Here is a 21,925-nt window from a genome sequence, read left to right on the forward strand (position 1 = left end):
GGGACCCTGCTTGTTTTTTCGATATTTTTTTTGCAGCATATTCTTGCTTCAGGGGCTTTTTGCAGATTTTTTGCTTGATAAGGTGCAAAATTTTGCAGGGGAGAGTGTATTTCAGGTCAATCGCAATTTCATTGATAGGCTCTTTGAAAATCGCGAGGCATTCTTTCGCGATGGAGTTTTGGACAATAAAAAAATCCTAGAAACACTTAAAAATAACGGTCTATTAAATCTCAAATTTGATGCTCCCAAAGAGGTGAGCATCATGTTTTCTTCTCACACAAGCCCCATATTTTTGCTACGCAGCGTCAATAGTACACTAGCCTCTATGGGGTATTCTTATTTTGAGGTCAAAAAGGCAGAATATAATGAGGGAGTGGCGCGCATTGTCTTTAGCTTCATGAGTGAGTATATGATCGATCCTTTGATTGTGATTGATGAGATGAATAAGCGAGGCTATATTTTCAACAATATCTCGCGCATCAATATGCAGGCCTGGGAATATGATGTAAATCTTTTGGATTCCAAGCTTCCCAATGCGCATAATGTCGAAATTGGAGACAATTTTGAGATTAAGGAGGTGAGTGGGGAGTATTGGCTGCAGACCCCAGATGTCTCTGGCAATATGAACATCATTGCCAACACCACAGAATGGCATCCTAAAATCATCTTTTTTGATAAAAATCTCCATATCATTGACATTCTCAAAAAAGAAGAAAGTCTTAATAATCTCACCTTCAACATCCTCAAAGAAGTGCGCTTCATTTTGGTTTCAGACAATCAAAATCCCATTGTGCTCAAAAATGGCATCAAGGTGATGTTTTCAAGCTTCAAATAATTTGCTGGATTAAATGATGAGCAATCTATAGAGATGATGGATTTATGCGCAAAAACTACAAGGATTGGATTTGGTACAAGGATTCCATGTTAAGGGTGGAGATGGCAAGGGGGATTAAAATCTAGAGCATGAGGTCTAGTATTTTTCTGATCTTAAAATCCTCTTTCCAGACAAAAAACCCCTCAAAGTCATTTTTATGAATTGTATCAAGTAGGGATGGCAAAGGGGATGATGCTAATGAGTAACAGCACCCATGTCCCTAGATGCAATCTCTCCCATTTACGCTGGATGATGTTGAGAAATGTATACATGACAAATCCCGCAGCAAGTCCGATGGTGATGGAGGAGGTGAGTGGCATGAGGATGATGGTGAAAAATGTCGCAACCCCAATGGGCAGATCCCTAAAGTCAATGTGCCGAACTTCCAAAAACATCAAAGATCCCACGACAACCAAAGTAGGATAAATAGCAAAGCTGGGGATGGCAGAAAAAACAGGCAAAAAGAAAATGCTAAGGAAGAAGAAAAATGCAACAAACACTGCAGTAAGTCCCGTCCTACCCCCTGCATTCACCCCTGTGGCGCTTTCTAGAAATGCGGTGGTGGTGGAGAGGCCAAATATAGGTCCTGCAGTGGTGGCAAGCGCATCCACTTGTAGAGTTTTTTCTAATTGCTTATCTTTGCCTGTGGTGTCTTGAAATAAATTAGCCTTGATGCCGATGCCAGATAATGTACCCAGGGAATCAAAGAGATCTGTGATGAGCAAGGAGACGATGGCAGGGATCATTGCGATGTTTAAAATTCCCAAAATATCCATTTTCCAAAAAATATTTTCTATGGAAGAGGGCGCAGAGAGTAGCTCTCTTGGCATTTCCTGATAGCCAAACGCCCAGCCAATGATACTTAGGATGAAGATGCTTAGGATGAAACTCCCCGTGATATTGAGTGCATGCAGCAACAAAAGCAAAAAAATCCCAAAAATGCTAATGAGGATTTGGGGTTGGGTTAGACTGCCTAGACCTAGATGATCGCCATGGGTGGTGATGATGCCAATGCTTTTGAGTCCGATGGTGGCAATGAATGCCCCAAGTCCACAGCATAGGGCGATGCGTAAATCCTTTGGGATGCTTTGCATAATCCATGCGCGAAGATTTGTAAAAGAGATCACAAGAAAAATAAGGCCTGAGAGAAAGACTGCTCCTAGTGCCTGCTGCCAAGAAAGTCCCATGGTCTGCACCATGCCAAAGGTGAAAAATATATTTAGCCCCATTCCAGCACTCATCGCCACTGGGACATTAGCCCAGATTCCTGTGAGTAGCGTGGTAATAGCAGTGACTAGGGAAACAGAGGTAATCAAAGAATCTTTTGGCATACCAGCTTGTGAGAGGATATCTGCGCCCACGGGGATGATGTAGAGCATCGCCAAAAATGTCGTACAGGCAGCAAAAAATTCTTTTTTTATAGAGGTGGAATTTTCTTTGAGTTTGAAAAATTTATCAAGCAATTGCATGTTTACTCCTGTGGTTTGAGTGTGATGAAGGTGATTTCTGAGCGAGTGAAAAGACGCATGGGCGGCCCCCAAAATCCTGTGCCCTGGTTGATGTAGATTAGGGAATGGGAATCATAGTGATGTAATCCTTTGAGATAGGGCTGCTTTAGCAGGACTAGGAAGTTAAAGGGGAAGATCTGCCCACCGTGGGTATGGCCTGATAGGATTAAATCTACTTTTTTGTCTTCTAGATGGGAGATGACTGCGGGCTGGTGGGAGAGGAGGATGCTTGGGATGTTGGGATTTCTCTTTAAGATGGCCTGATTGATATCAGGAGAGAAAAACCCCATTTTATTGCCACTAAGATCGGTGATGCCAATGATGTTGAGCAGGGGTTTTTGATCTTTTATAATGATGGTGCTGCTATTATTTAGCACCATGATGCCAAGATTTTTGATCGCCTCTAAGATGGCATGGGTGTCGTGATAATATTCATGATTACCTAGGACATAGTAGATGCCATAACGTGCCTTGAGATCTCCTAGCAAGGGGAGTTTCTCTCTGATTTTAGAAAGAGGGGCATCGATGATGTCGCCTGTGAGCATGATGGCATCAGGGTGGAGTGCATTGATTTTCCAGATGAGATCTTTGAGATCTTTGCTTTTTGTGAGGGCATTGAGGTGCAAGTCACTGATTTGGGCGATGGAAAAGGGTTCTTTTAGCTTGGCAATGGGGATTTCTAGCGTTTTGACCATGGGTTTTTTTCCAAGGCCATTATAGAGACTAAAGACAATGCCAAGAACTGAGAGTATGACGCAAAAAGTCTTGATATAGGGTAGAGCAAGGAAACATTGCTCTTTGCTTGCGAATAAAAAAAATGGCGAGATGAGAATGTAAAAAAGCACCGCCCCCACGAAGAGAAAGAAACTAATTCCAGTGCAGATGGAAAAGAGGAATTCTAGCTTTGGAGGCAAGGAAAGATGGTGGTGGAGAATATAGGCGCAATTGCACAAAAATAAAACTCCCACCCCATAAAAAGCATAGCGGCCGGGGATTTTGTGGAAAAAGGTGTAGTAGATGAGAAGATGCACGCCAAAAATGATAAAAACTATGACAAGCATCCAGGGGAGATTAAAATGCTGATTTTCCATAGATTTGAGAGCCATCCCTTGCAATTTCAATATTGAGTTATAATTATAGCAAAACTGAAGGGAATCACGAAAAAGGGTATGCAATGGCAAAGAAAATTTTGTTTGTGTGTTTAGGAAATATTTGCAGATCTCCGCTAGCAGAAGGCATGGCTAGGGAATATGTGCGTCAAAGGGGATTGGATTGGGAGATTGATTCAGCAGGCACTTCTGGCTATCACAGTGGGGAGCCTCCACATGTGTATTCCATCCAAGTGGCAGCAGAATATGGCATAGACATCAGCAATTTGCGTAGCGCAAAAATCACACCCTATACCAGAGCAGATCTCTTCATTGTCATGGATGATTCCAACGCACAAGATCTTATTTCTATGGGCATCCCTAAGCATAAGGTTTGCAAAATGGGAGATTTTGGACTCGGGGGGATGGACATTCCTGACCCCTATTACAAGGGCTTGGAGGGATTTTATGAGGTCTATGAATTATTAGAAAAATCCCTGCCCCTATGCATCGATAAACTCGCTAAAAAAGAGGCATTTTCAGAAGATATTCACAGACTCTATGCTGAGATTGAGTATAGAGATAGGGAGATTTTTGGGCTCTATGATGCGCTTCCTGATTCTGCTTTTGGCCTGCTTTTGCAAGACATTTGCAAGCGCGCAAAACTGCCCAAAAATGCAAATATTACCCATGCGCTCAAAGATCGATTCATCCAGCTCAAAGAGGGGCCCATCCTCCAAGAGCTCAAAAATCTAGGAAAAAACCAAGAAGAGATTTTGCAAATTCAGGCTTTGCTTTTTGAGGAAGTGGAAAAATTCACTCAAGAACGCCATCAAAAAATCTTGGATTTCATAGAAAAAGAGGAGTTGCTCAGTGGGTTTTATCGTGCATTGCTAGTAGGAGTAGATCGCGTGGGAGTGGCCATGAATGCCTTTGCAAAGGCATGGCAAAAAGCACTGTTTGCAGAGATTTATCCCATGCTTGAGAAAAGTTATAGCCAAGAGCAAATTTTTTCAAATTTGCAAAAGACTATGGAGAGAGAGTTTGATGGCAAAAAATGGATCTTTAGCGATCGGAGCTATTCCATCCCTAAAATCAAAAAAGACATCCCAAAAGACAGAAAAGAGCATTTTCCTGATTTAGAAATCTTGCCCTATGCAAGTGCTTTTGAGAAGGAAGGTCAAGAGGTGATTTTGCACCTAGAGGATTTGATCTCTTCCTTGCGTGAGGAAAATGATGAAATTTATGGCCAAAAAGAGCAATACATCGCTTATTTTAAAGCACTAAAAAAAGCCTTTGGCACAAAGGATAGAGAGAGCTTGATTGCCAATTGGCAGGAGGTAGATGCGCTCTGGATGGAGATTAAAACTCCCATACAAATTGGCCATCCTTTTGAATATTATGAAGATAAATACCGCCATGCCACTGCCCCAGAATGGGATGTGAGGCTAGCACGAACCCAAAAAGAAGACACAGTTTCTACATCCCTCAAACATTGCTTTGAATTTTTTGCCCAAAAGATTGATGCTTCAGAGAGTTTGTGTGCTTTTACAAGAAGCGCACTAGAAAAAGTGCAGAGCTATCATGCCATCCCAGCGCTCTTTTATGGGAGCAATTATAATGGCCTTTTTTCTGCACAGGTGGTACCAAATGATGAAAAAATCACCAAAAGCTATGGCAAAAAGATTTTTGCATTCCCAGATCGCATCTTGGAGATGATGCGCAACAAACCCAAGATGCAAATTAGCTTTGAGACCTTTGGAAAGGCACGCATGCAGCGCTATTATGAGCTTATTTTACATCAAGAAAAGCTTTGGTATGAAATCTATAAAATCACGACTAATGGACATGAATATGGGCATATTTTGTGGATGGAGGAAGATACGCAGGTCAAAATGAATGCTTCTGGGATGTTTAAAAATATCGAAGAATTTAAAGCAACCTCAGGCGGGCTCTGTGGATTTTTCTTGAGTAATAGGGGGGAGGGGGCATTATTCCAAGAAGTGCTATTTGATACCCTAATGCGCGCAGTAGGGCTTATTGCCTGGAGGGAGCAAGATGAGGTATTGCCTTATTATTATGAGGGCTTGATGCATCTTTGCGGGGGATTTGATAGTGGGGTGCTAGATTTTGATAGAGATAGAAAAGAGACGCGCTTGCAAATCCACTCCCAGGAGTTTCCAAGGCTTAGAGAATGGTATCTGGAGTATTATCAAAAGCTTGCCAAACATTATGCTGACAAAAAAGACGCCAAGATTTATGTAGATTTTTTTATCGAAGGAAAAGATCCCATTTCTAGGAAGTGCAGGGAATTTGTGCAATGGTATTGGGAGCAATATCAAAGCATGGGCAGAGAATTGTGGCAAGGGGAATTTTTGAATCAGGGAGGGTTTTGATGAAAAATCTTGCTAGAGGAGTTGTGGTGGGGAGAATTTGTGCACTGCTTTTGTTTTTTGGGATCTTGCTGGCTGAGGATGGTCAGAATTTCCCAAATATCATGCTAGAGCTTGATAAGAGTAGCAAAAACATGCAGGATGCCTTTTTGAAGGATAATTATGAGCTCATAGAGATCCGTCAGCGTCAGATGAAGGCTGCGATAAAAGATCTCAAGTCCATACCTGTGCATTATTATCTCAATAGCAAGACCAAGGAATTTGAAAACATCGTGAATTTGCGCATCGTGCGCATCGATGAGGCCCTGGATCTCATGGGAAAGCAGCTGCAAAAAAGAAAAACCCAAGATGCCTTTGAGACATTTTTGAGTATCTTAAGGGAATGCAATGGCTGTCATGTGATCTTTCAAGGTCATACAGGGGAATAGCAGATTTAAGCTTGATTGAGGGGGCTTTGTGCGGGAAATTTGTGTGCGATTTTCTAGGAATTTGGGAGGCTATGCCACTGGATTCATGTGCAAAGTCCGCTGCCAAATCCATCTTGCGCAACTACTTGCTACAGCTTCTAGCACAAAGCAAAAAATCCTGTTTTCCCAATCCAAACATCCAAGTCAAAAACGCACCAAGCCCCTGTGCCCCCCCTCCAAAGTCATGCAATAGCTCTAATAGCCTTAGTGGGAGTAGGAGTGATCTTCTGTAGGTTGGATGTTTTTGTTGTTTGCAAGTTTTTGGGTCTCTACCTTGTGGAGAAATGCAATCAATGTATCTGCCATTTTCATATAGGATTTGGCACTCACAGACTCTGGCTCAAAAAATACGATGGGCCTTCCGCTGTCTCCACTCTCGCGGATCTTTGCCTCCAGGGGGATCTGTGCTAGAAGTGTGGTCTTGTATGTATCAGCAAGGTCCTTGCTCGCACCCTTGCCAAAAATATCACTTTCCACCCCGCAATTACCGCAGATAAAGCCACTCATATTCTCCACAATCCCAGCAATGGGAACATCGAGCTTTTGAAACATATCCAGGCTTCTCATGCTATCATCTAGGCTCACGCGCTGTGGAGTGGTCACAGTGATCCCAGCGCTCACTGGTACGCTTTGAGCAAGGGTGAGTTGTGCATCTCCTGTGCCTGGGGGCATGTCAATCACTAGGACATCTAGCTCACTCCAAATCACATCTGTGAGTAATTGTTGGATGGCACGCATGATCATCGGGCCCCGCCAGATGAGACTTTGGCCTTCTTCATAGAGGATGCCCATACTAATCATTTCCACCCCATAGGCCTTGATGGGATAGAGTTTCTTGCCGCTCGCATCCACTTCTGGTTTTTGGGTGTTGAGGCCCAGCATCCTTGGGATATTGGGGCCATAAATGTCAGCATCAAGCAGGCCTACTTTTTTTCCTTGTTGTGCTAGAGCGATGGCAAGATTCACGCTCGTAGTGCTTTTCCCTACACCTCCTTTGCCACTGCTAATCATGACAAAGTGCTGGATTTGAGGAGCGATATTCTTGGTGGTACTTTTTTGCTCAGGTGTTTGTGGAGTCTTAATATCAAGTTGCAATTTAGCAATTCCAATATTGCGGATTTTTTCATGGATTTCCCTATCAAGTCTATGGATCACCTCAGGGCTATTGCTAGGGATCTCGATACGTAGAGCCAGGGCATCATTATGCAAAGTAATGTCTTTGACAAAGCCAAAAGTTACGATGTCTTTTTGAAAATTGGGATAAATGATGGTTTTTAGAGTTTGTAGCACATTCTCTTGGGTAAGCATTGTTGATTTCCTTAGTTTTTTTCTAAACTCTGCAAGGAGAGTCTTTGCGCGGGAATTGTAATATAATAAAGCAAAAATTGAGCAGGAGCATGATTTGAGTGGAGTTTTGCTAGATACCTCCATTATCCTGGATGATGTGGAGAATGTTTGCTATGTTTTTCAAAGCTATGAAAAGCAGATTTTTATTAGCGACATTGTTATTGAAGAACTCGATAGACACAAGAATTTTGATAATCAAAATGGTTATTTTGCCAGGGAGTTTTTTCGTTGCATTAAAGAGGAAAATGCTCCTATATATGAGGGTGCTCCTCCCATGCAGGGGGATTTTTTCAAAGTCGTATTATTTGAAAAAAATTCCCTCCAAATTCCCATCATCCTCATCCACCGCCAAAAATATCGCACTTCCACTCAAGAATATGGTCTCAATGATAGCAAGATCGCAGAGATTGCCCAAGATTATCATTTCACTCTTTTGAGCAATGATATCGCTCTCAAAATCCGTCTGCTAGCGCGCGGAGTGGAAAGCAAATCTCTCTATCGCGACCGCGTGGAGGATCCTAAAAAAATTGACTTTTGGCAGAGATTTTCCATCCACAAAGAAGAAAACATGCAAGAGGCTCTCTCTCAAGATCCGCAATTTTTGCAGATGAGCAATTGGGGATTAATTGAAATCGCAGAAAAAGATAGCACAGGTTCTAGTAGTTATTTGACCGGCAGGAAATTCTATGGGATCAAAAATAATGGCAAGTTAGAATTATTGAATTTTGATGAGATCCTCAAAAGCACCCAGCCCTATATTTTACCCATGAATCTGGAGCAGAAAATGCTTTATGCACTGCTTATTCACCCTCAAAATACCATTACAATTGTGAGTGGATCTACGGGCAGTGGCAAGACATTAATGGCATTGCAAGCAGGCATTCATCTGGTCAAAAACAAGGTTGTTGATGGGATTTTGTATCTGCGCAACACTGTAACTGCCAATGATAGCGCTGCTGAGCTTGGCTATCGCAAGGGAGATGAACAGCAAAAATTGCATTATTTTATGTATCCGCTTTTTAGTGCAGTGAATTTCACTATTCACACTTTGCAGGCCCAGTCTCTAGCTAAGCGCATCGAATATCGCGGGGAGGTCAACACATTAGAAAAAGAAGATGCTACAGAGTATTTTTTGCAAAAGCACAAAATTGAGGTCATTGACATCGCCCATGCACGCGGCATCACCATCAGCAACAAATTTGTGATTTTTGATGAAGTGCAAAATGCCTCCAATGCTACGCTAAAGCTCATTGGTACGAGGATTGGAGAGAATTCTCGCATCTGTTTTTTGGGGGATTGGAAGCAAATTGATCATCCTTTTTTGTCCAAATTTCGCAATGGCGCAGTGAGTTTATTGCAAAAGGCATTGAGCAAAGATGGCATTGCTGGCATAAAGCTCAAACAAGTGATTCGCAGTGAGGTAGCGACATTTTTTGAAGAAAATTTCTAGGATTTTTTCAGCGGAAGTTTTGCTGTAGTTACCTCTGTCTGCACCCTTGTATCCACCTAAAAGATCAGTGGTTTGGTAGCTTTTGTGGGGTTTTACAGCGCGGCGGGGTATTTTGTGTTTTTGATTCTTATGCGTGGCTCTTATTTCCTTGATGAGGGTAGGGTGTGAGGGAGAATAAGCTAGGCAAGATAAAGCTTGAAGTTTTGAGATGATATGGCACTCAAAGGCATCCAAAAATCTAGCTAGATTTTTGGGATTCATAGTAATGCTCATAAAAAAGCACATACAGCCCCATTTGCTCTTTAAAAATCCTGCGCGCATCCCTATGATCCCTACAAAACTGCCCCACAAAATCCCAGAATTTTTTACTGTGATTTTTGTGCAAAATGTGAGCGAGTTCGTGGATCACAACAGAATCGATGAGAGAAATGGGGGCAAAAACAAGCAGAATCGAAAAACTTAGGTCGTTTTTGTAATTGCAGCTCCCTAGGATTTTTTTGTTAGATCGGATGGAGATTTTTTGCGGGGAGACCTGCATCTTTGCTGCCCAGTGTCCTACGCGCTCTTTTAGCATCTCTAGCAAGATTTTTCTAAGTAACTCTATGCTTTTGTATTCAGAGACTTCGCGCCAATCCCCAAATATAGGAACTTGCTGGGGATGAGCGCGCAGGATGTCTTCTTGTTTTTGCTGGGTTTGTAGGATTTTTTTTAGGGATTTCTCAATCCAAGGAGCAAATTTAATTAAAAGCGCTTTGATTTGGTTTTGGTCATAGGTCATGGGCACAGAAATATGCAGGCTTAAATCCCCTTTGATGGCCAGCCTGATGCTTTTGATTTTTTTTCTCCTATGGATTTCTATATTCTGGGGTTTCATTTTTTTGTCTTTTCTTTGCTAGAATTTTAGCACATTGAAAAAAGGATGAAAAATGAAGGTTTTGCTCTTAGAAAATGTCAAGGGGTTGGGCGTAATAGGCGATATCTGCGAAGTCAAAGATGGATATGGACAGAATTTCCTCATCGCAAAGGGCAAGGCAAAACACGCAACCAATGAAGTAATTAGAAAACATCAGGCTCAAATGCGAAAAGAGGCAGAAATCCATGCGTTAGAGCTTGCGGAAAAAAAACAATTCATCCAAACACTTAGCGGTATTACTGTGAGTATCAGCAAAAAAGTCGGTGCAAATGATGCGCTATTTGGGGCAATCACAAAAGAGGAGATCGCAGAATCCCTGCATTCTCAGCACAATTTAGAGCTCAATAAAAAAGACATCGAGATCAAGCATCCCATCAAGAATTTGGGCAGCCATGAGGTGGAGGTTAAGCTTGGGGATGGAATTTCTGGCGTACTCAAGCTTGAAGTAGTTGCACAAGGGTGAGGGAGATGTTTGAAGCAACTACCATATTGGGCTATAGAGGGGAATATGAAGGCAAGAAATATGCCATTGTCGGCGGGGATGGGCAGGTGACTTTTGGGAATTGTGTGCTCAAAAGCAATGCCACTAAGATTCGTAAACTCTACAACAATAGGATTTTAAGTGGCTTTGCAGGCAGCACCGCAGATGCCTTTTGGCTGTTTGATATGTTTGAGCAGATTTTGGAAAACAAAAAAGGGGATTTGGTGCGCGGTGTGCTGGAATTTAGCAAGCTGTGGAGGAAGGATAAATATCTGCGCAAGCTTGAGGCGATGATGATTGTATTAGATAAGGATCATATTTTTATTCTCAGTGGAACGGGCGATGTGGTCGAGCCTGAGGACAACAAAATTGCCTCCATTGGCAGTGGTGGAAATTATGCGCTAAGTGCAGCTAGAGCGCTAGATCGCTTTACTTCTCTCCATCCACGTGAGCTTGTGCAAAATGCTTTGAATATTGCTGGTGAAATTTGTATTTATACGAATACCAATATCAAGATTTTGGAGCTAGAATGAATCAGCAAAGCATGACACCAAGGGAAATAACCAGGCATCTAGATGAGTATATCATTGGGCAGGATGAGGCCAAGAGGGCCATTGCTATTGCACTGAGGAATCGTTATCGTCGCTTGCAGCTTGATGAGAAAATCCGCGAAGAGGTCACACCCAAAAACATTATGATGATCGGATCTACGGGTGTAGGGAAAACAGAGATCGCGCGCAGAATGGCCAAAATGATGAATTTGCCATTTGTGAAAGTAGAGGCGAGTAAATACACAGAAGTGGGTTTTGTGGGGAGGGATGTGGAGTCTATGGTGCGCGATCTTGTGAGTGCTAGCATCCATCTTGTGGAGAGTGAATGTCGCCAAAGCGCACAAACTCAAATCCAAGAATACATCCTTCAAAAGATCACAAGAATCTTGATGCCTCCACTCCCAGACACCATCACCCAAGAGAAAAAAGAAGAATACACCCAGAGCTTTGAGAAAATGTACCAAAAGGTGAAAAATGGGGCGATGGATCATGTCAAAATAGAAATTGAGATTCAAAAAAGGCTGTTAGAAAATGACAATAACATGCCTCCTGAGCTTATCAAAGTCCAAGAGAGTATCATCAAGGTGCTCAGCAAAAACCAAGAAATGATAAAAAAAGAAATGACCATAAAAGAAGCCAAGATTGCACTACAAGAAGAGGCTAGCGAGAGAATTTTGGATATGGAAAAAATCAAAACCGAGGCCTTGGAGCGTGCCCAAACAAGTGGGATTATTTTCATCGATGAAATCGATAAGGTCGCTGTTGGAAGCAGGGATGGATCAAGACAAGATCCCAGCAAAGAGGGCGTACAGCGGGATTTGTTACCCATCGTAGAGGGTAGCATGGTGAATAGCAAATATGGTGCGATCAAAACTGATCACATTTTATTCATCGCTGCAGGAGCATTCCACCTAAGCAAGCCCAGCGACCTCATCCCAGAGCTGCAGGGGAGATTTCCCATCCGCGTGGAACTAGATTCTCTAAGTGAGGAAGTGATGTATCAAATCCTCACTCAGACAAAAACCTCCATTATTAAGCAGTATCAGGCATTGCTTAGCACAGAGGATGTAAATCTAGTCTTTGAGGATGATGCACTAAGAGAGTTAGCTAGGCTTTCTTACCATGCCAACCAAAAAAACGAAGACATCGGCGCGCGCAGGCTGCACACCACGATGGAGAGGGTATTAGAAGAGATTAGCTTTGATGCGGATTTGCATGCTGGCAAAACCTACACCATCACCAAAAATCACATCCAAGAAAAATTAGAAAATCTTGTAGAAAACACAGATCTGGCAAAATACATCCTTTGAAGATGCAGACAAATGAGCAGACGCGGTGTGGATATGTAGGTGTGATCGGCAAGCCCAATGTAGGCAAAAGCACCTTTCTCAATAAAATTATAGGCCAGCAGATCGCATTAGTCTCTCACAAAGCCAATGCTACGAGAAAAAGAATGAATTTCATCATTCCTTTTGAGGAGGATGGAATCCAAAGTCAGATCATTTTTGTGGATACTCCCGGGCTTTATGAGGGCGCAAAATTACTCAATGTCTTCATGCTCAAAGAGGCTATGAGAGCGCATCAAGAAAGCGATTTGATTTTGTTTATCATCAGTGCCACCGATCCTTATGCGCGCCAGACTTATGAGGAATTTTTAGCCTTTAATGCAAATAAACCTCACATCATTTTGCTCAATAAGATTGATCTCATTGATAAAAAAAAGCTTTTATCCCTGCTAGATTCCTACCAATGCCATCAGGACAAATTTCTAGCCATCATTCCCTTTAGCGCCAAAAAAGATGAGGATTTTTCTGCGTTACTTAGAGTCATTCATCATTATCTTCCTAAGTCGCCCTTTTTGTTTGACATGAATCAGCTCACAGATCACAAGATGCGTGATATTTACAAGGAATTGATTCGCGAGAGTCTGTTTGATTTTTTGAGCGAGGAGCTGCCCTATGAGAGTGAAGTTGTGATAGAAAAAGTGATAGAGGGGGATCTGTTTGAGAAAATTTTTGCTAAAATTTTCGTCGAAAAAGAAAGCCAAAAATCGATGGTTATTGGCAGGAATGCAAGCACCATCAAGCGCATTGGCAGACATTCTCGAGAAAAGATTGAACACTTAACAGAAAAAAAGATATTTTTGCAATTGAATGTTTTTGTGCAAAAATCTTGGAGCAAACAAAAAGACAAACTCAAAAATTTTGGTTATGACATAGATGACTAGAAGGGACTAGGATGCTAAAGAAACTTTCATTAATTTTTTTGCTTTTTTCCTTGGGATTTAGTACGGAAAATAGCTTGGTGGAGATCGTGCAAAATTACCGCCACAACGGGATAGAGTCCACCAGGCAGATTTTAGATAAAGTTTTGGAAAAAGAGAGTTTTTGGATGGAGGTTTTGGGGAATCAAGATACGGATTTTGGCTACTATGAAGGCGCTAATTTTCTCTTTCTTTTCAACAAAGATAATGCCAGTCTCATTCTCTACAAGATAGAAAACGGCCATCTTACGCAGCTGCAGCAAACAAATGCCATCATGGGCATAGGAGGAGGGGCCAAGCAAAAAAAGGGTGATAAGGTCACGCCCATTGGGGTGTATAATTTTGTAGAATTGCTTGAAAAGCTCGATCCATACTATGGCCCCATGGCATTTGCCACCAACTATCCCAACACCTATGACAATCTTTTAAATCGTACAGGATCTGGAATCTGGCTGCATGGCCTGCCTCTCAATGGCGATCGTAAAGACCAAAATACCAAGGGTTGCATCGCGGTAGAAAATAACCTCATCCAAGAATTTAACAAAACCATCGATTATAAAAAAACCCTGCTTCTCTCCTATGACAAGGATCTGCCAAAAGCAGAAAAAAAGGATCTCGCACTCATTCTCTCTATGCTCTATCAGTGGAAAGATGCCTGGGTGCATAATGACATCAAGCGCTACCTGGGATTTTATGCGCCAGACTTCAAAAAAGCAGATGGTTCCTCGTTGGCTAAGTTCAGCGCCTACAAAACCAGAGTCTTCAACAAGAAAGAAGAAAAAAGCATTCGATTCTATGATATTGATGTCGTGCCCTATCCCAATATTGAGGGGAAGCAGCTTTTTCGCGTGACTTTTTTACAGCATTACACTGCCTACAAAAACAAATCCATGACCTACAACTCTAAAGACAGCAAAGAGCTCTATGTCCAAATCCATGACAACAAGGCTTCTATTTTTATCGAAAAATAAGCCTTGTGTGCGGATTTTGCCCTAGGTCAGTGGGATGTAATCCCAAAAAATGTGTATTCCTTGATTGCTCAAGGAGCTTATTTTCTTTCACAAGGAGAAGGAACTTGGGGGGATGGAACTGTCATACAATTTCATGAGATAGGTAATTTCTCTGCAGTACTTGAGAAATGGATTGATTTTTATATCCAAAGTAAAAAATTTCAATATGTTGCAGGGATTTTGGAGATCATCAATAAAAAAGGTCGGGCTATTGATTTGTATTCGGACTTGTTTTTTATGATTTGTATGGTTGAAAATCTGATTGGGCAGCAACAAATAGCCAAGGTGGATGAGGCGCAAAAATCCCAGCAAATTGAGCAAATCAATAAGGCACTTGAGATACTGAAAGAAAATAATTTTTCTAAGGAAGTGCTTGAGCAATACAGAAAAAGCCTAGAATATGGTATTAGCGCTCCAACAACTTATGAAATTCTTTAGCGTTTCTCTAGCAAATACAAAATGCAGGGCTACCAGAGAGTATTTTAATAAGGAATGCAGGAAAAGACTATGTGAGCAAATTCTTGGGTATCGCAATGCTCTAGCACACGGAGAGGATTTAAATCTCGATGAACAAGAAATTAGAAAAATCACGCAAGCCTATGGCGATTTTAAGCAGATGATTATTGAGTATTTCTTTAGAATCATTGGACTGAGTCAAGATATCCAGAGCAATAGAGATTTTTCGCGACTTATTGATGCGAGGGAAACGGGATCCTCTTCAGAATCCGAAAGGAAAAATAGATGAATCCTGTTGATTTTGCAGACAGAGATACTTGCAAAGAAAAAATCATGGAAATTATTAAAGAAAATAAAGATAGGCCTATTGCTATTGCAATCAATGGAAAATGGGGTGTAGGAAAAACTTATTTTTGGAAAAACATGCTAGCTCCATTACTGGCGACTGAGTTGAAGAAAAAAGTGCTTTACACTTCATTTTTTGGTAAAAATAATGAACAAGACATTATTCAAGATCTCGTAGCGCAATTTTTGAAAGCAGCAAATGCAAAGCTAGAGGTGATGAAAAATATTTCCAAGATCTTTGGCAAAGCTCTGGCCCCCAATATTGGCTTTATTTTTAATCTCTTTGGAGAAAAAGACTTGCGCGATGCGGTTGTATGCATCGATGACTTTGAGCGATTGTCAGATAAAATCCCCTTGCAGGATAGCTTGGGGCTAATATGTGAGCTCAAAGAGAATAAGAGATGTTCTGTAATTGTACTCTACAATGAAGATGAGTTATTTAAAATCGAAAAACCCGATCCAAAAAATGATTCAAACAAGTCTGAGCCAACGAGGAATGCAAGGAATAAGAGCATATTTGAAAAATACAAGGAAAAGGTATTTGATTTTCAAATAAAATTTGCCCCATCCACCGCAGAGCAGTTTTCTCTATTGGCATTCAAACTCAGCAGGGATTTTGATTCTTATCAGTATTTGCCTGAGATTCTCAATGTTGATGAGCTCTTAAAACTTCATCATTCTACGAATTTGAGGGATTTGAATAGAGTGAATTATGCCTACCAAATCCTTCTAAAAGATTTTTCTATAGGATATCCTTCCGAGGATTTTGAGAAGACTTATTGCTATTTGCTCTATTCTCTTGTTTATGCCTATTGCTTTCAAGCTGATTTTGAAGCATATGCCTCCTCTATAACACCACCAGCTTTGCGTTTTCCAGCCGCTTCATCTGGTTTGTCAGATTATTTCAGAGATTCTTCTTTACTCATGGCTGTGACAACAGATTTGCTATCCCCATGCGCTTCATTTGGCAATGATTTATTGAGAAGATATTTTTCGCCAATATTGGGCAAAGTTCTTATGTTGATTGAGCAAACAGGCTTTTCCTATACGCGAATCTACTCTGCAAAAGAGAGTGGATTAACACTGCTAGAGAAACACAGAAATTTTCTTAAAAATTTTACCCACAAAATTCTATCAGACACTTCTTTTCATAAGGATTTTTTACAAGAGTTGCAACAAGCTAATCATGATCTTAAAGAGGCTTCCATCAATTTCTTTCTCAAACATCAAAACAATTTAGAAGCCCTTCCTTATATCTTTGGTTTTAGGATTCTAAATTATTCATCAAGAGTTTTTGATCCTAAAAACAAGAGAGAAGAAGCCTTAAGCACCTCTGAAGTGCGTTCTATATTGGATCTAACAAGGGGTTCTTTATTGGATCTTATTATGGAAGAACATAAAGATGCTTGCTTAGAACTATTGCATCAATGGTGCGAGCATGCATACCCTTGGGTAAGGGATAAGCGGAATGAGGATCGTGAAAAATATTTTTGGGTAGATCGGTATACTTTTTTCATCCCGCTCAAAGAAGCATTGGAACGAAAAAACATCGATCTTCCACAAAATGATTTGATAAAACTCCTTCCAATTCCAAAATGATTTTTTTAACTCCTTCTCTTAAACAATCCCTTCTCTTCCCCTTGAGCCTCTTTAATTCAAAAGACTTTTTTTGCATTTCCACCAAATCCATGGATTTCAATCCATAACCTTGCAGCAAACAAAAGCTTTGATGAGGGTTTTTGCGCACTGGGAATTTGTGCTTTTCTATGGATTAGGGATTTTTGGCGTGAGAATTTTGGTCATCATTTTTGTTTGATGGTATAAAAGCAAAGGGAGTTGATCTCTGTGATGAAGATTTTTTGATCCTTTAGCAGGGATTTTAGCTCTGCCTTTGCTTCAAAATCGAGCATGGCATCTGCCTCAGAGAGTTCTAGTGGGCGGAGCTTGATGAGGTCATAGAGCTGCTCTGCGCAAATCTTTGGCGCAGCGGGTGCAGTGACTTCAGCGGGTATGGCAGTGGGATCTAGCGGAGCGCTTGCGCGCTTGGGGATGGAGATGGGAGTGTTTGGGAGATGGTGCTGCAAAAACCTAGCAATCTCTTCTAGCTCCAAGAGACTTAGTGGTGTGCTTTTGTAGGCTGGTGGCCTATCAATGGTGCCCACATCGATGCGCGAGAGCTTGATTTGCCCAAAGAATTCCACCAAAGAATTGAGATTTTCGCGCCCATCATTGATGTTTTTAACAAACAAAATCTCTGCGATGAGCTCACCCTTATAAATTTTACTAAATTCCAAAATCCCCCCCGCGATTTCTTCAAGATTTAGGCTTTTGTGTGGTCGATCGATGCGCGAGAAGATCTTCTCATTTCCCCCATCAAAAGAAAATTTCACCTTGTCAAAAAGAAGCAAGGCTTTTTGCACAGAAGGCTCCCCAAAACGTGAACCATTGCTAAGGATCAGGGTTTGGATATGGGGAGGGATTTGCTTTTTGATTTCTGTGATGAGCTCAAAGAGATGGGGGTAGAGTGTGGGTTCGCCATTAGCGGTGATGGTAAGCACATCGATATTTTGCAATGGCGTGTGGCAAAGCTCTTTTAGGATCTCTTCTACTGGGATGATTTCTCGCATTTCTCGCATGGCTTTTTTGCCCTCTAGCTCGCAATAAAGGCAGTCAAAATTGCACTGCTTGGCATAAGGAGAGAGATCGATGCCAAGTGAAGTGCCAAATCTGCGCGAAAAAATGGGGCCAAAGAGGATCATTGATCGACCCTATGTTTGCATTTGATGCATTCAAAAATTGCCCTGCCTCTGTAGGTGCGATCATTCATGAGATAGTTGCATTCAGGGCATTTGTGATTGGTGGGGGGGAATTTGGAGAGAAAATTGCATTTAGGATAATTAGAACAACCATAAAACGCCCCCCTGCGGCTATTTCGCAGCAAGATCTCTCCGCCACATTCTGGGCAAGCAACACCCTCTAGCACCTTTTGCTGGGAGGGTTTGGCTAAGAGACTTTTGGTGTTTTTGCACTCTGGGTAGGCACTGCAGGCCAAAAAGCTGCCATTGCGTCCCATTTTTGTCACCATGGGCTTTCCGCATTTCTCACAAGACTCAGGATCTTTTTCTCCCTCTTCTTCTTGGGGTTTGATGTATTTGCATTTGGGGTAGGCACCACAGGCGGTGAATTCTCCATAGCGGCTCTCGCGCAAAAGAAGCTCGCTGCCACATTGTGGACAGTATTCGCCCGTGGGAATTTTCATTTTTTGGGAGGCAATGTCTGTCTTGCCAGCATTGATTTGCTCCATGAAGGGTTCATAAAAATCCCAGAGGAATTTTTGCCAATTCTGCTTATTTTCTGCAATCTCATCAAGCTTAGTTTCTAATGAAGCACTAAAGGTCGCATCCACGATTTTATCAAAATGATTTTCTAGCATCTCGATAACCTTGAAGGCACTTTCTTGTGGATGGATTTGCTTGTTTTCGATCTTGATGTAGTAGCGGCTATTGAGCAGGGCGATGGTGGGGGCATAGGTGCTAGGCCGCCCAATCCCTAGGCTCTCTAGTATTTTTATCAAAGAGGCCTCTGAATAGCGGGCAGGGGGTTGTGTGGTATGTTTGTTGACCTCTAGGGATTGTGGTTTGATCTTTGCGCCCACCTCTAATTCTGGCAAAAGCTTGTCTTTGTCTTCATTTCCAAGCACTTTATAAAATCCATCAAAAAGGAGTCTGCGCCCATTGGCTTTGAACTCTCCCTCTTCACCGATAAAGGTGATGCTTTGACTCTCTAAAATCGCATCCTCCATTTGCGAGGCAAGGAAGCGATGATAGATTAGGGTATAAAGCTTTAATTCTTCATTCTTAAGATAGTTTTTGGCAATCTCTGGAGTGAAGTCTAGATTTGTGGGGCGGATGGCTTCATGGGCCTCTTGGGCACTTTTGTTTTTGGTGGCATAGATTTTGGGCTTTTTGGGTAGATAGGCCTGCCCAAATGCTTTGAGGATGTGTTCGCGCGCTTGGTCCTGGGCGATTTTTGCGATATTGAGGCTATCTGTCCTCATATAGGTGATGACTCCCATGTAACCCTGATGGGTTTGGACTCCTTCATAGAGTTTTTGGGCGATGCTCATGGTCCTTGTGGGCGAGTAGCCTAGCAAATTAGAAGCGCTTTGCTGCAATGTCGAGGTCATGAAAGGCGGGGGGGTGGGGGATTTTTTGGATTTTTTTTGCAGGTCCCCGATAGTGTAGAGATTTTTTTGTAAGTTTTCTTGCATCTGCTTTGCACGTGCTTCCTCTGTAATCTCTTGTTCTTTTAGTTTTTTGCCCTGATAGGCGATGAGCTGCGCAGATAGGCCTAGGAAATTGCCTTCTATGCTGTAGTAATCCAGTGGGATAAATTTCTGTATCTCTCTTTCTTTGTCAATGATGATTTTTAACGCTGCGCTTTGCACCCTTCCTGCGCTAAGACCCTTGGCGATCTTACTAGAAACTAGGGAGCTTAGCTTAAAGCCTACGATGCGATCTAGAAATCTTCTAGCTTGCTGGGCATTGACTTTATTCATATCGATGTTTCTAGGATTGGCTAGGGCATCTTGTATAGCCGTTTTTGTGATCTCATGAAAGACGATGCGCGGGAAGCTCTGGGGATCTTTGGCTATGGCCTGGGTGATATGATAGCCAATCGCCTCACCCTCTCGATCCTCATCGGTTGCAATGTAAACCTGGGAGGATTGCTTGGCTAGCTCTTTGATATTCTTGGCGATTTCTTGATGATCCTCATCAATGACATATCTTGCCTCAAAACTCTCTTGTTTGATATGGATGCCAAACCGCATCTTTGGCAGGTCGCGGATGTGTCCTTTGGAGGCGATGACCTGATATTCTTCCCCCAAAAAATTCTGAATAGTCTTTGCCTTTGCGGGAGATTCTACAATAATCAATTTTTTCATTTTTATACTCTATGCTTTGGATTTCCCTGCCTAGCGGGGTTTTCTCCACTGGAATCGGGTGGGTTGCTAATTCTACAACATTTTTTTTCAATTTTTTAAATCAAAGATAAGGAATTAAGCGGCAAAAAGTGGAACGCTTGTTGCTTTACTTGGCTTGTTTAGTTCAAATGCAAAGGATGCAACATGAGTTTTAGGATAAATACAAATATCGCGGCGCTAAATGCACATTCTATAGGTGTTCAGACAAATAGAAATATTGCAGGCTCTCTAGAAAAGCTTAGCTCTGGTCTAAGAATCAACAAAGCAGCAGATGATGCTTCAGGGATGGCAATTGCAGATAGTCTGAGAAGCCAGAGTGAGAGTTTGGGACAGGCAGTGAGAAATGCCAATGATGCCATTGGTATGATACAAATTGCTGATAAGGCGATGGATGAGCAACTAAAAATTTTAGATACCATCAAGGCAAAGGCCATCCAAGCAGCCCAAGATGGTCAAAGCCAAGAATCCAGAAGATCGCTTCAAAGTGATATTAGGAGATTGATGGAGGAGCTTGATAATATCGCAAATACGACGAGCTTCAATGGTCAGCAAATGCTCTCAGGTGCATTTACAAATAAAGAATTTCAAATTGGTGCGTATTCTAACACTACTGTAAAGGCATCCATTGGCCCCACAAGCTCAGATAAAATCGGACATATTAGGATGGAAACTGCATCATTTAGCGGTGTGGGCATGCTTGCTAGTGCTGGGGGAAATAACCTCACAGAAGTGGCGCTAAATTTTAAGGCGACAGATGGGGTGAATAGTTTTGAACTAGAAAACGTAAGAATTTCTACTTCAGCGGGCACGGGGATTGGCGCTTTGAGTGAGGTCATCAACCGCTTCTCTGACAAATTGGGCATACGAGCTACTTATAATGTTATGGCAACAGGGACAAGTCCTGTGATGTCTGGGACGGTACGCGGACTTGTGATTAATGGTGTGAGAATTGGGACGGTTAATGAAGTGCGCAAAAATGACTCAGATGGAAGGCTTATCAATGCGATTAACTCAGTCAAAAATCAAACAGGCGTGGAAGCATCACTGGATATCACAGGAAGAATCAATCTTGTTTCTTTGGATGGAAGGGCGATCTCTGTACATGCAGATGGCGAGGCCTCTCATGTTTTTGGCGAGGGGAATTTCACTGGAATCTCTGGCAATAACCATGCCATCGTAGGACGTCTCACACTCATCCGCACAGATGCTAGAGACATCATCGTAAGTGGCGTGAATTTCTCTCACATTGGTCTTCACTCCGCTCAAGGAGTGGCTGAGACCACAGCCAACCTCAGACAACTCAGGGGAATGTTTGGTGCAGATATTGCATCTGCTGCTGGCGCCAATGCCAACAAAGCCCAGGCAGATATCAATAGACAGGGGATTGGCGCTGGGGTGACCAGTCTCAAGGGTGCAATGATTGTCATGGATATGGTGGACTCTGCACGCACTCAGCTAGATAAAGTCCGCTCAGACATGGGTTCTGTGCAGATCCAACTGGTGTCTACCATCAATAATATCTCCACCACTCAGGTAAATGTCAAGGCTGCAGAATCACAAATTAGAGATGTGGATTTTGCTGCAGAATCTGCAAACTTCTCCAAAAACAATATCTTGGCTCAAAGCGGAAGCTTCGCGCTAGCCCAGGCCAATGCTGTCCAACAAAATGTCTTAAGACTTTTGCAATAACCTTTCTCAAAGCCTTGGTTTTAGGCTTTTTTCATTGTTTTAAAATCATCCACCTCCTCCATTTTGCCAATGCCAATCTGGAGGGTTTTTTAATTACCCACCCCGC

General features: G+C 42.0%; 19 protein-coding genes. 13 read left to right on the forward strand and 6 right to left on the reverse strand.

Annotated features, from left to right (window positions below; genetic code table 11):
- The first annotated feature begins 82 nt into the window (after nucleotides 1-82).
- Nucleotides 83-835 carry a hypothetical protein gene (locus DQN48_RS03765; protein WP_170118057.1) on the forward strand — a complete coding sequence of 251 codons (753 nt, stop codon included), beginning with the start codon at nucleotides 83-85 and terminating at the stop codon, nucleotides 833-835.
- 206 nt (nucleotides 836-1,041) lie between these two features.
- Here DQN48_RS03765 and DQN48_RS03770 read toward each other — a convergent pair whose 3' ends face one another.
- Both DQN48_RS03770 and DQN48_RS03775 read right to left on the reverse strand, forming a co-directional pair.
- On the reverse strand, nucleotides 1,042-2,343 hold the full coding sequence (locus DQN48_RS03770) for an NCS2 family permease (RefSeq protein ID WP_013023035.1): 1,302 nt from the start codon (nucleotides 2,341-2,343) through the stop codon (nucleotides 1,042-1,044).
- Between the two features lie 2 nt (nucleotides 2,344-2,345).
- Nucleotides 2,346-3,473, reverse strand: a complete 1,128-nt coding sequence (locus DQN48_RS03775) for a metallophosphoesterase (RefSeq protein ID WP_049762190.1) — start codon at nucleotides 3,471-3,473, stop codon at nucleotides 2,346-2,348.
- Nucleotides 3,474-3,556: 83 nt separating this feature from the next.
- Between DQN48_RS03775 and ciaB the strand changes: the two genes are divergently transcribed.
- Nucleotides 3,557-5,866: an invasion protein CiaB gene (gene ciaB / locus DQN48_RS07660; protein WP_013023037.1), complete on the forward strand. Its 2,310-nt coding sequence runs from the start codon at nucleotides 3,557-3,559 to the stop codon at nucleotides 5,864-5,866.
- The gene (locus tag DQN48_RS03785) at nucleotides 5,866-6,291 is read left to right on the forward strand and encodes a periplasmic protein (RefSeq protein ID WP_013023038.1); all 426 of its coding nucleotides are present in this window, start codon (nucleotides 5,866-5,868) and stop codon (nucleotides 6,289-6,291) included. Before ciaB ends, DQN48_RS03785 begins: the two co-directional genes overlap by 1 nt.
- A 243-nt stretch (nucleotides 6,292-6,534) precedes the next feature.
- Here DQN48_RS03785 and DQN48_RS03795 read toward each other — a convergent pair whose 3' ends face one another.
- Nucleotides 6,535-7,638, reverse strand: a complete 1,104-nt coding sequence (locus tag DQN48_RS03795) for an Mrp/NBP35 family ATP-binding protein (RefSeq protein WP_013023039.1) — start codon at nucleotides 7,636-7,638, stop codon at nucleotides 6,535-6,537.
- 94 nt (nucleotides 7,639-7,732) lie between these two features.
- Between DQN48_RS03795 and DQN48_RS03800 the strand changes: the two genes are divergently transcribed.
- Nucleotides 7,733-9,127 carry a PhoH family protein gene (locus DQN48_RS03800; protein ID WP_013023040.1) on the forward strand — a complete coding sequence of 465 codons (1,395 nt, stop codon included), beginning with the start codon at nucleotides 7,733-7,735 and terminating at the stop codon, nucleotides 9,125-9,127.
- Between the two features lie 238 nt (nucleotides 9,128-9,365).
- Here the strand turns inward: DQN48_RS03800 and DQN48_RS03805 are convergent, their stop codons facing one another.
- The gene (locus DQN48_RS03805; RefSeq protein ID WP_013023041.1) at nucleotides 9,366-10,001 is read right to left on the reverse strand and encodes a M48 family metallopeptidase; all 636 of its coding nucleotides are present in this window, start codon (nucleotides 9,999-10,001) and stop codon (nucleotides 9,366-9,368) included.
- Nucleotides 10,002-10,053: 52 nt separating this feature from the next.
- Between DQN48_RS03805 and rplI the strand changes: the two genes are divergently transcribed.
- From rplI to DQN48_RS03845, 8 genes are read left to right on the forward strand one after another with little or no spacing between them, the layout of a single operon-like run.
- Nucleotides 10,054-10,503: a 50S ribosomal protein L9 gene (rplI, locus tag DQN48_RS03810; protein WP_013023042.1), complete on the forward strand. Its 450-nt coding sequence runs from the start codon at nucleotides 10,054-10,056 to the stop codon at nucleotides 10,501-10,503.
- A gap of 5 nt (nucleotides 10,504-10,508) precedes the next feature.
- The gene (gene hslV, locus DQN48_RS03815) at nucleotides 10,509-11,054 is read left to right on the forward strand and encodes an ATP-dependent protease subunit HslV (protein ID WP_041913118.1); all 546 of its coding nucleotides are present in this window, start codon (nucleotides 10,509-10,511) and stop codon (nucleotides 11,052-11,054) included.
- Nucleotides 11,051-12,382: an HslU--HslV peptidase ATPase subunit gene (gene hslU / locus DQN48_RS03820; protein ID WP_013023044.1), complete on the forward strand. Its 1,332-nt coding sequence runs from the start codon at nucleotides 11,051-11,053 to the stop codon at nucleotides 12,380-12,382. Before hslV ends, hslU begins: the two co-directional genes overlap by 4 nt.
- A 2-nt stretch (nucleotides 12,383-12,384) precedes the next feature.
- On the forward strand, nucleotides 12,385-13,299 hold the full coding sequence (era, locus tag DQN48_RS03825; RefSeq protein ID WP_013023045.1) for a GTPase Era: 915 nt from the start codon (nucleotides 12,385-12,387) through the stop codon (nucleotides 13,297-13,299).
- Between the two features lie 11 nt (nucleotides 13,300-13,310).
- Nucleotides 13,311-14,306, forward strand: a complete 996-nt coding sequence (locus DQN48_RS03830) for a L,D-transpeptidase Cds6 family protein (protein WP_013023046.1) — start codon at nucleotides 13,311-13,313, stop codon at nucleotides 14,304-14,306.
- A gap of 3 nt (nucleotides 14,307-14,309) precedes the next feature.
- The gene (locus DQN48_RS03835; RefSeq protein WP_041913119.1) at nucleotides 14,310-14,783 is read left to right on the forward strand and encodes a hypothetical protein; all 474 of its coding nucleotides are present in this window, start codon (nucleotides 14,310-14,312) and stop codon (nucleotides 14,781-14,783) included.
- Nucleotides 14,770-15,090, forward strand: coding sequence for a hypothetical protein (locus DQN48_RS03840; RefSeq protein WP_041913120.1), 321 nt, complete (start codon nucleotides 14,770-14,772; stop codon nucleotides 15,088-15,090). The genes DQN48_RS03835 and DQN48_RS03840 overlap by 14 nt, the downstream gene beginning before the upstream one ends.
- The gene (locus tag DQN48_RS03845) at nucleotides 15,087-16,745 is read left to right on the forward strand and encodes a P-loop NTPase fold protein (RefSeq protein ID WP_013023047.1); all 1,659 of its coding nucleotides are present in this window, start codon (nucleotides 15,087-15,089) and stop codon (nucleotides 16,743-16,745) included. Before DQN48_RS03840 ends, DQN48_RS03845 begins: the two co-directional genes overlap by 4 nt.
- Before the next feature lie 203 nt (nucleotides 16,746-16,948).
- Here the strand turns inward: DQN48_RS03845 and DQN48_RS03850 are convergent, their stop codons facing one another.
- Together DQN48_RS03850 and topA are read right to left on the reverse strand one after the other, a co-directional pair.
- A complete protein-coding gene (locus DQN48_RS03850; protein ID WP_013023048.1) occupies nucleotides 16,949-17,905 on the reverse strand; it encodes a radical SAM protein in 957 nt (318 codons plus the stop codon).
- Nucleotides 17,902-20,091: a type I DNA topoisomerase gene (gene topA / locus DQN48_RS03855; protein WP_013023049.1), complete on the reverse strand. Its 2,190-nt coding sequence runs from the start codon at nucleotides 20,089-20,091 to the stop codon at nucleotides 17,902-17,904. Before topA ends, DQN48_RS03850 begins: the two co-directional genes overlap by 4 nt.
- 183 nt (nucleotides 20,092-20,274) lie before the next feature.
- Here topA and DQN48_RS03860 point away from each other — a divergent pair, with 183 nt between their 5' ends.
- Entirely contained in the window at nucleotides 20,275-21,819 is a 1,545-nt protein-coding gene (locus DQN48_RS03860) for a flagellin B (protein WP_013023050.1), read from the forward strand.
- The last annotated feature ends 106 nt before the right edge of the window (nucleotides 21,820-21,925 follow it).

Source organism: Helicobacter mustelae (assembly GCF_900476215.1).
Taxonomy (GTDB): Bacteria; Campylobacterota; Campylobacteria; order Campylobacterales; family Helicobacteraceae; genus Helicobacter_H; species Helicobacter_H mustelae.